14 protein-coding genes are annotated in these 13,290 nt (G+C 37.5%); 5 read left to right on the top strand and 9 right to left on the bottom strand.

Annotation, left to right across the window (positions count from 1 at the left end):
* The first annotated feature begins 26 nt into the window (after positions 1–26).
* Entirely contained in the window at positions 27–923 is an 897-nt protein-coding gene (gene argB, locus ANA_RS21865; protein ID WP_015083597.1) for an acetylglutamate kinase, read from the top strand.
* A gap of 120 nt (positions 924–1,043) precedes the next feature.
* On the opposite strand, the gene ANA_RS28385 is transcribed toward argB, so the two are convergent.
* Together ANA_RS28385 and ANA_RS27960 are read right to left on the bottom strand one after the other, a co-directional pair.
* Positions 1,044–1,169 (bottom strand): hypothetical protein, encoded by a 126-nt coding sequence (locus ANA_RS28385; protein WP_256370251.1) that lies wholly within the window; start codon positions 1,167–1,169, stop codon positions 1,044–1,046.
* 32 nt (positions 1,170–1,201) lie between these two features.
* Positions 1,202–1,342: a hypothetical protein gene (locus ANA_RS27960; protein ID WP_235082089.1), complete on the bottom strand. Its 141-nt coding sequence runs from the start codon at positions 1,340–1,342 to the stop codon at positions 1,202–1,204.
* Positions 1,343–1,349: 7 nt separating this feature from the next.
* Between ANA_RS27960 and ANA_RS21870 the strand changes: the two genes are divergently transcribed.
* Positions 1,350–1,871, top strand: a complete 522-nt coding sequence (locus tag ANA_RS21870; protein WP_015083598.1) for a hypothetical protein — start codon at positions 1,350–1,352, stop codon at positions 1,869–1,871.
* A gap of 21 nt (positions 1,872–1,892) precedes the next feature.
* The gene (locus ANA_RS21875; protein WP_015083599.1) at positions 1,893–2,708 is read left to right on the top strand and encodes a DUF3153 domain-containing protein; all 816 of its coding nucleotides are present in this window, start codon (positions 1,893–1,895) and stop codon (positions 2,706–2,708) included.
* A 2-nt stretch (positions 2,709–2,710) separates the two neighbouring features.
* On the opposite strand, the gene ANA_RS21880 is transcribed toward ANA_RS21875, so the two are convergent.
* The 5 genes from ANA_RS21880 to ANA_RS21895 form a co-directional block, all read right to left on the bottom strand.
* Positions 2,711–3,343 carry a hypothetical protein gene (locus ANA_RS21880; RefSeq protein WP_015083600.1) on the bottom strand — a complete coding sequence of 211 codons (633 nt, stop codon included), beginning with the start codon at positions 3,341–3,343 and terminating at the stop codon, positions 2,711–2,713.
* Complete coding sequence (locus ANA_RS21885) at positions 3,318–4,544, bottom strand: urease accessory protein UreH domain-containing protein (protein ID WP_015083601.1); 1,227 nt, start codon at positions 4,542–4,544, stop codon at positions 3,318–3,320. The genes ANA_RS21880 and ANA_RS21885 overlap by 26 nt, the downstream gene beginning before the upstream one ends.
* 65 nt (positions 4,545–4,609) lie before the next feature.
* Positions 4,610–5,788, bottom strand: a complete 1,179-nt coding sequence (locus ANA_RS21890; RefSeq protein ID WP_371260428.1) for an RNA-guided endonuclease InsQ/TnpB family protein — start codon at positions 5,786–5,788, stop codon at positions 4,610–4,612.
* Entirely contained in the window at positions 5,673–5,966 is a 294-nt protein-coding gene (locus ANA_RS27965; RefSeq protein WP_083881528.1) for a recombinase family protein, read from the bottom strand. Before ANA_RS27965 ends, ANA_RS21890 begins: the two co-directional genes overlap by 116 nt.
* 598 nt (positions 5,967–6,564) lie before the next feature.
* Positions 6,565–6,768: a hypothetical protein gene (locus ANA_RS21895; protein WP_371260419.1), complete on the bottom strand. Its 204-nt coding sequence runs from the start codon at positions 6,766–6,768 to the stop codon at positions 6,565–6,567.
* 509 nt (positions 6,769–7,277) lie between these two features.
* Between ANA_RS21895 and ANA_RS26880 the strand changes: the two genes are divergently transcribed.
* Positions 7,278–7,466: a hypothetical protein gene (locus ANA_RS26880; RefSeq protein WP_162471205.1), complete on the top strand. Its 189-nt coding sequence runs from the start codon at positions 7,278–7,280 to the stop codon at positions 7,464–7,466.
* A 331-nt stretch (positions 7,467–7,797) separates the two neighbouring features.
* On the opposite strand, the gene ANA_RS21905 is transcribed toward ANA_RS26880, so the two are convergent.
* Entirely contained in the window at positions 7,798–9,543 is a 1,746-nt protein-coding gene (locus ANA_RS21905) for a serine/threonine-protein kinase (RefSeq protein ID WP_148279156.1), read from the bottom strand.
* A 123-nt stretch (positions 9,544–9,666) separates the two neighbouring features.
* Positions 9,667–11,208 (bottom strand): YcjF family protein, encoded by a 1,542-nt coding sequence (locus ANA_RS21910; RefSeq protein ID WP_015083603.1) that lies wholly within the window; start codon positions 11,206–11,208, stop codon positions 9,667–9,669.
* A 341-nt stretch (positions 11,209–11,549) separates the two neighbouring features.
* On the opposite strand from ANA_RS21910, the gene ANA_RS21915 reads away from it, so the two are divergent.
* Positions 11,550–13,259, top strand: coding sequence for a sensor histidine kinase (locus ANA_RS21915; RefSeq protein ID WP_015083604.1), 1,710 nt, complete (start codon positions 11,550–11,552; stop codon positions 13,257–13,259).
* Positions 13,260–13,290: the final 31 nt, after the last annotated feature.

Consider the following 13,290-nt stretch of genomic DNA (forward strand, 5'->3'; position numbering starts at 1 on the left):
AGATAACTAGCAACTTGGGTAATAACATGATTAATGATATAGAGTATATCAGGCAAGCTGAAGCTAATCGCGTAGAAATTCTCAGCGAAGCACTACCTTACATTCAACAATTCGCTGGCCGTACCGTTGTGGTTAAATACGGTGGCGCAGCCATGAAGGATAGTAACCTCAAAGATAAAGTTATTCGTGATGTGGTCTTTTTATCTTGCGTTGGCTTGCGGCCTATTCTAGTGCATGGTGGTGGTCCAGAAATTAATAGTTGGTTAGGCAAGTTAGGAATTGAAGCGCAATTCAAAAATGGTTTGCGTGTTACTGATGCAGCAACCATGGATGTAGTGGAAATGGTGTTAGTGGGGCGGGTAAATAAAGAAATTGTGGCTTTGATTAACCAAGCTGGAGGGATGGCTGTAGGGCTTTGTGGTAAGGATGGTAACTTAATTACGGCTCGTCCTCAAGGTGATGAAGGGATTGGGTTTGTGGGGGAAGTTAGTAATGTCAATATCAAAATTTTAGAAACACTTGCTAGTAATGGCTATATTCCCGTTGTTTCCAGCGTGGCTGCTGATGAAACTGGACAGGCTTATAATATTAACGCGGATACGGTAGCGGGGGAAATAGCCGCAGCTTTGGGCGCGGAAAAGTTAATTTTGCTGACTGATACCAGAGGAATTTTAAGAGATTATAAAGACCCTTCTACTTTAATTCCGAAAGTGGATATTCGGGAAGCGCGGCAATTAATTACTGATGGTATAGTCAGTGGAGGGATGATTCCTAAAGTGAATTGTTGTGTGCGATCGCTTGCTCAAGGAGTCAAGGCTTCACATATAATTGATGGGCGGATTCCTCATGCTTTACTGTTAGAAGTATTTACAGATGTGGGAATTGGGACAATGATTCTCGGTTCTCATCAGTCGAAACAATAATCGAGATTGGGGACAAGTTACAGCAAAATTAATTCGGAAGGGTTTAGCATTGCTAAACCCCTACAGGATTCATTGGTAAAATTTCATTTACCTACAATCAGCCGTAAGTTAAAATTCAAGTTATTGAGTAACAACTGACAACTGTACGGGCGAAGCATTTAGAGAACTATTTTTGGCAATGACCGATAATTTATCTTCCAAATGCTTCGCCCCTACTGACAACTGACAACTGTACGGGCGAAGCATTTAGAGAACTATTTTTGGCAATGATCGATAATTTATCTTCCAAATGCTTCGCCCCTACTAACAACTGACAACTGTACGGGCGAAGCATTTAGAGAACTATTTTTGGCAATGACCGATAATTTATCTTCCAAATGCTTCGCCCCTACTGACAACTGACAACTGACAACTGACAACTGACCAATGACCACAGAAAACTTAGAACTTGCTAGATCTCATTATCAAATGGGGACAACTGCTTTTGAAAATGGTCAATATCGGAAATCTGTAGAAAATCTAGAAACAGCCAGCGCCCTATTAGAAAAAAATACCCATTTTGCTGGTGAAATCGAAATTTGGTTGGTGAATGCTTATGAAGCTGCGGGACGTTCGGAAGAAGCGATAAATCTTTGTCAACAACTCATTCGTCATCCCCATTATGAAATTCGTCAACAAGCAAAGCGCCTACTATATATTTTAAAAGCGCCCAAACTTAACAGACCTAAAGAATTGATGACAGAAATTCCCGATTTGGACATAACTTCTGATCACAAATCCAAAATAGTTGTCACTTCTCAATCTAAAAAATCTACATTTAAACAAAAACCTGGAGAACGAGAATATATTGACCTTAATACAGTCAATACTAAAGATAATAATTTTGTTTGGGTAGCTTTAATTGCTGTTAGTTTAACAATTTCCTATTTAGTTTGGTTAAGTTTTTAGTAAATAAGGAGAAATTTAGTCATGAATGTATTCACTTTCATTAAGGTGATATTACAGTTAAGCAAATCTGTGTTTTTTTTAATTAGGAAAATTGGAAAATTTACTAAAATTAAACCTATTGTATTTATGGTAATTTTTTCTTCATTACTATTATCTAGTTGTGTAAAGTATGATTTAGGAGTCAACTTTAACAGCACTAATAATGGTGAATTAGTACAACATATTCAATTATCGGAAAAAATCACTATTTTTAGTAGTGATTATCTATCACAATGGTTAAAAACTTTAGAACAACGAGCGCGACAATTAGCAGGTTCAACAGAGAGAATTTCACCATCAGAAATCGTTGTTAAAATTCCCTTTACCAGTGCAAAAGAATTACAAGAAAAATTCACTGGCTTTTTTAATACTCGAACTGATGAAGATGGTAATGGTTCGGAAATATCAAATATTACTTCAACTTTAGTTGCAGAAGATACGAATTTTTTCCTATTTTCCAGAAATCATTTAGTTTATGATTTAGATTTGCGTTCTTTGGCTATGCTGACCACTAAAGGTGATAGTTCTATTGTCAATCTAGACTTTAGCCTACAGACACCTTGGGGAGTCAAGAATATTGAAAATGATGAAAATGCTATCCAACCAGAAAAGCATGGTAATCAACTGCTATGGACAATTAAAGCAGGGGCTATAAATCATGTAGAGGTAGTTTTTTGGTTGCCGAATTTTCTGGGAATTGGGACTTTGTTAATTATCGGATTTGTGTGGTTAGGATTATATCTGAGATATACATTTTTACCAAATCCAAGTATTCAGTTAACTGCCAAAAAAGACTAACTTTAATTATTCTTCTTCATTGTTTGCACCAAGAAAACTAAAATCCCTCCAGACAGCAGCAAAATTCCCAACCAAATCAAAGGTTGTGCTAATCCAATTGTTGTTCCTTGCTGATTCTCATTTACACTTGCCCTAGATTGAAGAGTATCTATATTCTTTCCTGTAGCCACAGTGACAACAAACTTTAACTCAAAAGGTTTAAAACTTCCTTGAGTCACAGGTTTACCAGTTAATTGCAACTGATAAGCCCCTGGTTTGGGAAAAGTGATTTCTGCCCCTGGAATGCCTTGATAACGTTCAACCTCAATAGGTTTTAATGGAGGTTCAAGTAATGCTGGTTCTCCCACTGCATGAGGTTCAGCATAAATAGCCAACTGACAATTACAATCTTTTAAAGGAATTACCTTACCACCTTTCCGAGTCAGGGCAAACCAAGCTTGAGTAACTTCTCCAGCGCGAGGATTATCATTAGGTTCTATATGGATAGTAGCACCAACATCTGCCGATATTTTCACCGTATGGGCTAAAACTTGAGTATTTGTAGTAACTATTAAACCAAATAAAACTAATAATAGATACTTGATTTTGTGTGCAGGATAAATAGTTAATTTACCGCGATTTATTGGGAGGAACATAAAATTTTTCTAGACGTAAATATAACCAAGAATACCGCGAACGGATCAACAATACAGCTAAGGTAATTAGACTCAGTAACACGGCTGCTAATTGGTTTTGCCAACTTAATCTTACAGCCCCCAGATAATGAGAACCAATCATAACCGTATGAATAGCACTCAATAACAAAGCTGGTACACTCAAAAGATGAATATGCCGCCAATGTTTACCTAATGACTTTTGCATAACATCAAAACTTGTACAAGCCGCAGGGAGCATTAATACCAAAGCCACAGCCCCTGCACTCATTCCCCACTGAAATTCTAACGGTAAAAACCAAAAAGCGGTAATATTCCAGTCTAGTGAGTGTTCAAGATTATGGATAGTATGTACTACCGAAAGCACAAAAGCCCCAACGCCCAACGCCCGACGGTAACGCAGAGGTGCAGACCAAAAACTATTTACAGGCCGGGCAATCAATGAGAGATTTAAACAAATTAAGGCAGCGTGTCCGCTATAGTCCGTCATCGTATCCCCCGTTCGCAATAGGGTAATTGCACCAATAATCAGAGTTACCCACCCACCCAAGCGAAATAATTGACTCCGCTGATCTTGACTAATTAACGCCGTGGAAACACCTACGCCCAACATGATGGGTAGTGTGCCAATTCCAAAAGCTAACATTGTTGCTGTAGCTTGCCACAAATTCCCTGTAGCCGCAGCTTTAATTTGAGCCGCATATAAAAAACCACAGGGCATTAATCCCCAAGTCATGCCTAAAAGTGCCGGTGTCCACCATTGAGTTTGTGCAGATAATTTCAGCATGGCCGCACTCAGACGGTTGTGTAAATTCCCTTTTAATATGGGGTGTAATAGGGGTATACGCGGTAAAAAATCGGGTTTAACTTGCCCTAAACCAAACCAAATCAGCATTATACCTGTAATAATAGCTATCCACCGCCGCAAATCACTACCAACTCCCGCCAGTTGTCCACCTTCTACTAATACTGAGCCTAGTGCGCCAATACCAGCACCAACTATGGCATAACTTAACATTCGCCCCAAATTTAGTAATGTATGAAATTTTAATTGCTGTTGCCAACTTGGATTTTCCTGCTGCTTGGACAGAGAAAAAGCTACAGTCAGGGGTCCACACATCCCAAAGCAATGTCCAAAACTGCCCAGAAACCCCAGAAGCGTTATGAGTAATAAATCTAGCATATTGATGATGGGAACTGGGAATGGGCAATTGGGACAGTATACCGATACTTTTTTGCTAACAAAAGTTAACAAATACATAAGTTGAGGTTTTCTCTCAACCAAGGCGTATCAACCAATGCACGGAGAAAAATTCCCCGCGCACCATTCAAATCTCTATCCATGACATTATTTGTGGATGGAGATCTTATGGTTTTACAACCACCAAGATTCTTAACTATTTCGCCAGTCCAACTAACTGTCTTTGAAGTATAGGCTTCATTTACATCCAATACTATCTTTCTGTATTCAAATGCTTTGTGTTTAATAAATTGTTTGAATTGATAGTGCGATAGCGTTAGCATTTGCCGGACTGATTTGGATCTAATTCTTCTTTTTCCTTTCTTTGACATCTGAGATGTTTCAAAAGTTGGTAAAAGAATTACATCGAAATTATCAACTAAGAACTTGGCAGTCTTTTTATGTAGCTCAGATACAAGATTTTTTATCTTTCCTCTCAATTTAGTTGCGGCTAATTTGAGCCTTCTTTTTTGTTTGCATTTAGCTTGAGATATTTTGCCAACTAACTTGTCCAATTTAAAACAAAGTTTTTGAATTTTGATGTTAGCAGTATCTCCCAACCAACCAAAAGAATCCTCGGAGAAGAATGTTAAAAATGTTCTGATCCCTGGATCTAAAGCCACGACTCGTCCTTGGTTTTCGGTATTGAGTCGTGGCTTTTCTTCGGGAACTGTTAAGTAATAATCGCCATGAGAGAGAACTAATCGGCAGTCTCCAAATCCTTTGAGCAAAGATTCCTTATAGGATGTTTCGCCTAATATGGTGTAAAAAATTCCTTTTTCTAGCACTGCCGATTTGGGAATATAACAGGATTGAACTGGATATTTTCTGGATCTAAATCTACATCGACTTATTCCTCTGCCATTTTTGTATTTCTTTTTGGCATTGCTAACTGCTTTGCAAGCATCCTTAATTGCTATTGATTTAATTTGATAAGGAACACTTTTGCACCAGTCAGGTAAATCATTAAGAATACCTGTCTTTATAGCTGGCCAATTAGCCTTGATTTCTCCATCTTGCAATAACTTGATAGTTTTATTGTAAACAAATCTAGAAACACCAAACCATTGCTTAATTATCGCTTTCTGTGCAGGTGTCAGACTTAGATAAATCTTCCTTGATTTTTTGAGAGTATTTTCTGAGTCCGTGCATTCTGCGTGAAAAAACGTGAATGATTGAGAGTAAATCCTGGGTGAGTTCAGTATTTGGGCAGTGTACAGTTGCGTCGAGAACCACGATTTGTCCACCGTTTTGTTCGACCATGTACTGTATAAGTTCAAACCCAAATCTTGCGAGTCTGTCACGACAGGCAACAACAAGCGTGAACTTATCTCCCCGCAGAAGCTTGTCCAGTAAGGATTGCAATCCTTTTCTTTTGAAGTTGATTCCACAAGGCGATGTCTTTGATGATTTCGGCTTCTGGATAGAGGGATTGCATTTGACACTCTCAGGGAGCCAAGCCGCTGAGATTCTTGGTTCAACGAGTCCACTTAACTTAGAACCCTTGCGGTATCTAAGCCAGAGGTGGTTCTCTCCCCAAGCGTTAAAGCCTCGACTCCGCTCGGCTTTAACCCTGAGCGAAGCCGAAGGGTTAACTTTCCCTCAGCGGACAAGGTAGTTGCATTACTGCAAATTTTGCTTGAGTTTAAATTCTGTGTCGTGTTTCGACTTCGCTCAACACAAGTCTAGCTCCCATGAAGATTTTACCTATTCGGAGGGTAGTCACTAAAACTATGGAATAGAACCCCATATCCTCAATTGTCAAGGTACAGAAAAGCTGTTAGGCAGTTAGGTTTTTATACAGGTTGATTACCATTCCTGTCGTGAATAGTATAACATCATCAAATACAAAGGCGATAAACCTTTGCTCATTTTAACCAATCTTTACAAAAAGAAAAACTCTATGCGGTTAAAACCGCAGGATTCGCTTATATCTCAGGTCTAAAGACACTGAGTTTTACGCTTACCGGATATCTCTATAAGCGATTTGTCTGTCGAGATCATCTCGCTGTTTTGAGGAGTTAACTCGGCAGTAACAAATAATGGTAGCTCGTTCTGAGCTACCGTTGACGTATGATTCGACATCATACAGTCTTTGTCCTGCGGGGTTTTTGATGCTTTTGATTTTCCCTTCATCTGCATATCTCCTCAACGTATTGGGGTGCAATCCCAGAAATTCGACCGCTTTTTACCAGTGGTATGTATGCCATTGGCATACCATAACATAAGTTAAGAAAAATTAGCAAACAAGCAACTAGTACATCACGGCGTAAATAAAGCAACCATATTCAATCGCCAAAAAGCCTACTGTATGTTTAACCGGAAAGGAAATTTTCTGCAACAACAAGGTGAAAATTTGCCAAATTCACCTCTTTACCCTCATGCAAAAAAACAAATTTAATCAGGCAAAAGTCCAATTGTAATAATTACATGACCAATCATTGAACGAGAATTAGAAATCTGGATTCCCACAGGAAATAAACCCTGGTTAAATAAAACATCGAAAAATATAAATCGCACTTGGTTATCTATTCGTCCTTTAGAGGGTGTTTGAAAAGTTATGGTTGATGTATCAAATATTTTTTACCCCACCCTAACCCTCCCCTTGTAAAGGGGAGGGAACTGGATTTTTATTGTTTCCCCCCTTTACACGGGGGGACTAAGGGGGGTAGCAATGTGATGAAAATTACGGAATACCACTTTTCAAACATCCTCTTAGTTTTAGCTCATGGTGATACAAGAGAAGCACATAAATTTGACCTGTTAATAAATACTCTTAATCATGCTTCATTATTTAATGAGTATACACAAATTACCACTTTATTACAAAAAGAACAGGATAATCTAGAAAAAGTATTTCAATGATCAAATAGAAATGAAGCAAAGATTTATAAAGAATCACCTCCAGCCTAAAAAATAACTGGAGGCTATGATTAAAGACATTGGAATGTGGACTAGTTCAACTGTAAATCTAACTTGATCTTTAGAAGATTGTCTCTGTCTATAGGAAAGTTTAAATTTAATTTATTTCCGTCTAATTGAATAGATAAAAAAATACCCCCAGTCGTGAACCGAGGGATTCTGCAAGTCGGAATTATCGCACAAAGACATTCGTGTACCCAGAATAGCAATGCAACAACGGAAAATAACCATGGGGGGAATTGGTAAAATTATCTTCTATTCCCCATTTCTCAGCTTAATTACGAATATTTACTTCCTGTAAATAATCTTCTGGTTGAAGAGATACTCTCCGCTGAATAGGAGTGTTTTGTCTTTCAGCAAGGGGAACTGTTTTTAGGATAGCTAATTCTTGTTGCTGATTACGTAGACGTAACTTGTGGGAATATTCTTCTAGTTTGACTCTTGCTTGTGCATAAACTTCAGCATCTTTAGGAACTCTTTCCAGTAGTTTAATTGCTGCGAAAAAGTTACCTATACAGGCTTGATTGTGAGCTTGATATAAATAGTATCCTGATCTAACTTGACGTTTTTGATTGTACTCAGCTAATTTCTGTTTAACCATAGCACCAGCAGAACTTTCTTCAGGTATTTGCTGTAGATAATATAAAGCCGTTGAGAAATCTCTCTCCTCGGCTTTTGCATAAGCTTTGGCTAATAAGGATTGTGTTTGGGCTTCAATATTTAATTTTGCTTGTGCAACTAGGGGCTGAATTTTCGATTGCCAATATGAATTAATTGGAACTTTAGGTGCATGATATAATACGTCTGTCCATCGTCGTTCTTTTAAAGCTTTTTCAGTGAGAACATAATGTTTTGCATCTTTTTGCCATTGGTTTTGCCATTCTTCAATTGAAGCTTGAGCTTCTGGATAAACATTACTATTAAGGGGGATTGACCGAGCTAAATTAATGGCTTTTTGTAAATCTCCAGATTGATATCTGGCTATGGCTTTATATAAAATTTCTGTAGCTGAGTAAGCTTGAGAATTGTTAAATAAAGAATATACTCCCAATCCTAGTAGAACCGAATTAATTAATAAACCTAATCGCAGTCCGGCTAGTAATGGTTGGGATTTTTGATCTGTCGTTTCAATAGTTTTATCAGATAATTGAGACTCTGCTATTTGTATTTCTGCTGGGTTATTGTCCCATTCTATATGCTGGAGTAACCATAGTGCTTCATTGGCAGATTGAAATCGTTCTTGGTGTTGATAGCGGATCATCTGATTGAGGAAAGCAACTAAATAATCATTCATAGAGGTGTCATGATCACACCAAATAATTTCATTAGTTTCAGCATCAATTTCTAATTCTAAGGGAGATAGTCCTGTAATAGCTTGAATAGCAATTATTCCCAAGGAATAAAGGTCACTATTGGGTTGGGTTTGACCAATAAATTGTTCTGGGGGAATGTAACCTAATGATGTGACAGGAATTTGATCTATGGAAAATTCTGTTTCAATACTAGAGTCTACTGGTTGAATTGAGCCAAAATCAATTAATACTAATCTGGCATCTATAGCTCGTCTAATTAAGTTTTCTGGTTTAATATCACAATGAATAAAGCCTTGAGAGTGAATAAATTCAAGAATAGATAAGGCATCTTCTAGAAACTTAATAATATCAACTTGACTCCATTTACCATGACTTTCAGGATCATGAGGTAATTCTGCTGCTAAAGACTCTCCAGGAATAAATTGTTGGACTAAATAAAACCGCTCATTTTCTTCAAAACAGGTAATAAGTTCCGGAATTTGGGGATGACGACCTAAATGTTTGAGGGTTTCAGTTTCTTTTAAAAACCGCAATCTCCGGTGGTCAAAATAGGAAGTAGATTGATAGTGATTCACCTTCAATTGTTTGACAACATATCTGGGTTTTTCTGGGTGGTACATATCCACAGCAATAAATGTTTGTCCAAACACTCCTGCACTAAGTGGTTGCACAATTTGGTAACGATCTTGTAATACTTGGCCGATCATCTGGTTGCTCATGATCTAGTTAGTCAGAAATCCTTATATATCTTTTCTGACATCGGCTGCTATTTTCCGGAATTATAGGAAATAATTCAGTATGTGAAATATTCAATAATCATTTCAGTATTTTTACTTATAATCTTCTTTTTCTGCAAAGGTATCAGTTAAAGGTTTGACGACCTTAGCGATCGCTTCTTGGACAAAAACTTTGATAAACTCATCACGGCGATTAATCTGAAACTGTTGTTGCACAACTTCTGTCATTCCCCCATCACCCCAATCTTGATCATGACGAAAATACTCGATAAAGCTTTTCCCAGCAATGCGGGTTAAATATGCGGCTGTCACTCCTTGAATTGCCCTCCCTACAATAAAAGTAGCCACATTAAGTTGCAAAGCCGTTGATAATAATTCAATTGCCCCTTTAACGATACCTAAACCAGCAATAGTTTTTCCTAAAGATAGGGCTAATTCTTTACCTCGTTCCATGTTTAAATCACAACCATAAAGCCTGCCAATTTCTACTACCATTTGGGCATTAACAGCAGCGGTTGCGAGTAAATCTACCATCGGTAATGGTGTGACAGAAACTACGCCCGCGCCGATCCATTGATAACGATCTACAATTTTATCAGCTTGGCGACGACGTTGAGAATCTATAAGTTTGCGAGCTTCTTCTCCTAAGCGCAGAGATTGTAAGAGAATATTATCTGCTACTAAATCTTCACCTTCAGCGCGTAAAATAGAGGCCATGCGCCGTAACAAGGGGATAATATCTGCTTCTGGTTGGAAGGTTTCGCCGGTTTCTAATGCGGCTATTTGGGGATTAGCAGCGATCGCTACCACATCATTAGTAGCAATAAAGCTACGTACTCGTTCCCGCAATCTGGCTAAGATCACTTCTATATCAGTCTCCGTGTATAAATCTGTTTTATTCAGCACTAAAAGCGATCGCTTACCAATTTCCGCTAAACCCCGCAGTGGTTCATATTCAGAACGCCGTAAATCATTATCTACCACAAATAACAATAAATCCGCTTCCGTCGCTAAAGCCCTAGCCAGTTGTTCCCGTTCCGTACCCGCTACTCCCGGTTCTAAAATCCCTGGAGTATCAGTAATTAAAATCTTCCGTTCCAAGCCCTTCAAGCGCAAACAATAGGTTTCTCCCACCTGAGTTGTTCCCATTGGGGCATTCACCTCACCAACTATCCGCCCCATAATCGCATTTACCAGAGAAGTTTTACCGGCACTACCCGTACCAAAAACCACAACTTGAATTTCCCCTTTCGCTAAATTCGTTTCAATTTCCTTAGTGCGACTTAGCAAAGCTTGACGTGTCACCTCATCTTGAATTTGGGCTACCTGTTGTCGTACCGCTTGCAGAGTCGAAGAAGCCGCATCAGATTTAGCCGCAGGAATTTGGGCAGAAGTCACTCTTGGGCGTTGACGACGGGATTTTGCCTCTCCCTTCCGCAGCACCAATACATAATAAACAAAGGCAGCAATTAAACCACCAATCAGTAAAACTAGCAGTAATAATAGTAAATTACCCAACAGCGGAGAATAGGACAACTGCCAGTACAACCGGGAAAGAGAATCAATTAGCCATAGGGTTAACGCCAAAATGACGATCAGGCCAACAATCAGTGTAACAATACGAGACAAGGGCATGAATGATAAAATTTAGGATCTATACAGTGTTTTTCTCAGCGAGAAAGTAAAAAGCCACAATTTTTGCTAAACTAACATTCAGTTTGTGTGCAGTGTTCCCTTAGAGGATGTTTTAAAAGTTTTTCATGTGTAAACAGACCCCTCTCCAAACCTCTCCCCTACCAGGGGAGAGGCTTTAAAACCCCCATTCCCTTGCAGGGAAGGGGGGTAGGGGGGTTAGGTTTTTGGAGATTATGGGTTTCATATAATACTTTTCAAACAACCTCTTAATGACCGGCTATTAAATTCCGCATTTTTTGTCTCACCCCAATTCATGGGAAAGTTAAAGGCCGAGTCACAATATGAACTTTATCTCTGAATTTAAACATTTTAGCTCTTTAAAAAAATTATTCCCTTCCTTGAGGATAAGACAAAAAATTGTCTTGGGGTATACTCTTTCCCTGGGAATAGCAGTTTTAGGTACATCTGGAGGGTTATTAGTAGGTAATAGCTATTTTCAAACAGCTAGAAATAAGACAATCTTAATCAATCAAGAAGATATTTTACTCAATAATTTACAAAGAGGAATTTTAGGATCTCTCATCCATCAACAAAAGATTATAGCAACATTAGATCAACCAGACAAGTTACCCAAAGAAATCGCTGAATTAAACACAGAAATAGATAAATTAGAAATTCAATTTACTAAATTTCAAAACTTTACTCAAATCCAGAAAAATGGTAATTTGTCCGATTGGAGTCAAAAATATCAACAAAATATCAACAGCTACATCCAATTACTCAAAGAATTAGTCGAAAAAGTTTCTCAACTGGATGCACAATCAAATAAAAATTCAGAAATAAAGCAGTTAATTTTAAAATTATATCAAATTAAAAATGTAGAGAAATTTTCTGACTTTGCTTACAGTTTAGAAACCCTAAGAGAACCCATTGAACAAACTAAAGAACAAGCAAATTTAGCTTACAATCACGCATTAAAAGTACAAGATGTGATTATTATTGTGAGTATGGCAACTTCCATATTAATAGCTAATATTCTCGCTTTATCCACCAGTAAAATTATTACTCAACCAATTTTAGAAGTTACTAATATTGCTCGAAAAGTTACCAATGAAGAAAATTTTGATTTACAAATATCTATAAATATTCAAGATGAAATAGGTGATTTAGCCAACTCTTTAAATCTCCTAATTCAACAAGTAAAACATCTTTTAGAAATACAACAAGCTGAATCCCAATCTAAACTAATTCAAAGTGAAAAAATGTCCAGCTTAGGGCAAATGTTAGCTGGTATTGCCCATGAAATTAATAATCCTGTAAACTTGATCACTGGCAATTTAATTCACGCACACAAATATGTTGATGATTTATTCAGACTTCTGAAAACATATCAATCGGAAATTCCCCAAACACCACCACAAGTGCAAGCTGTAGCGGAAGAAATTGATTTAGAATTTTTAGCAGAAGACATACCTAAACTTTTTCAGTCTATGACAATTGGCGCAGAACGAACTAAAGAAATTGTTCGGAGTTTAAAAGATTTTGTGCGTGTAGATGAAAATAAATCACAATTATTAGATATTCCTTTTTGTCTAGATAGTACATTATTAATTTTGAATAATCGCCTTAAAAATAAAATTAGCGTTATCAAAAACTATGGAGAAATTCCCCAAATAACCGGTTATACAGGATTATTGTATCAAGTTTTCATGAATCTTTTAAGTAATGCTATTGATGCTATAGAAGAAAAATCTGCTCAAAATTCAGAATTTTCACCAGCAATAAACATAACTACTGAACGGCAAGAAAATGACTGGGTATTAATTAAAATTATAGATAATGGTTCAGGTATTCCTCCAGAAAATCAGCAGAAAATATTTGAAAACTTTTTCACCACTAAACCCAGAGGTGTTGGGACTGGTTTAGGTTTAGCAATTACCCATGAAATTGTCGTTAAAAAACATCAGGGGAAAATTACTTTTCATTCTGACTCGAATCAAGGTACAGAATTTACCATATTTCTCCCAATTTCTCATTCATCAAGATCATGATCTTGATTTTATTCGGTGACTCCTGATTGCT

It is taken from the genome of Anabaena sp. 90 (assembly GCF_000312705.1).
Classification (GTDB): domain Bacteria; phylum Cyanobacteriota; class Cyanobacteriia; order Cyanobacteriales; family Nostocaceae; genus Dolichospermum; species Dolichospermum lemmermannii.

Excerpts from the sequence above, each read along its gene's own strand:
- ANA_RS21910 (WP_015083603.1), bottom strand. The coding sequence starts at position 11,208 with ATGCCCTTGTCTCGTATTGTTACACTGATTGTTGGCCTGATCGTCATT.
- ANA_RS21875 (WP_015083599.1), top strand. The coding sequence starts at position 1,893 with ATGAATGTATTCACTTTCATTAAGGTGATATTACAGTTAAGCAAATCT.
- ANA_RS21870 (WP_015083598.1), top strand. The coding sequence starts at position 1,350 with ATGACCACAGAAAACTTAGAACTTGCTAGATCTCATTATCAAATGGGG.
- ANA_RS21915 (WP_015083604.1), top strand. The coding sequence starts at position 11,550 with ATGAACTTTATCTCTGAATTTAAACATTTTAGCTCTTTAAAAAAATTA.
- ANA_RS21880 (WP_015083600.1), bottom strand. The coding sequence starts at position 3,343 with ATGTTCCTCCCAATAAATCGCGGTAAATTAACTATTTATCCTGCACAC.
- ANA_RS28385 (WP_256370251.1), bottom strand. The coding sequence starts at position 1,169 with ATGCTTCGCCCGTACAGTTGTCAGTTGTCAGTAGGGGCGAAGCATTTG.
- ANA_RS21905 (WP_148279156.1), bottom strand. The coding sequence starts at position 9,543 with ATGATCGGCCAAGTATTACAAGATCGTTACCAAATTGTGCAACCACTT.
- ANA_RS21885 (WP_015083601.1), bottom strand. The coding sequence starts at position 4,544 with ATGCTAGATTTATTACTCATAACGCTTCTGGGGTTTCTGGGCAGTTTT.
- argB (WP_015083597.1), top strand. The coding sequence starts at position 27 with ATGATTAATGATATAGAGTATATCAGGCAAGCTGAAGCTAATCGCGTA.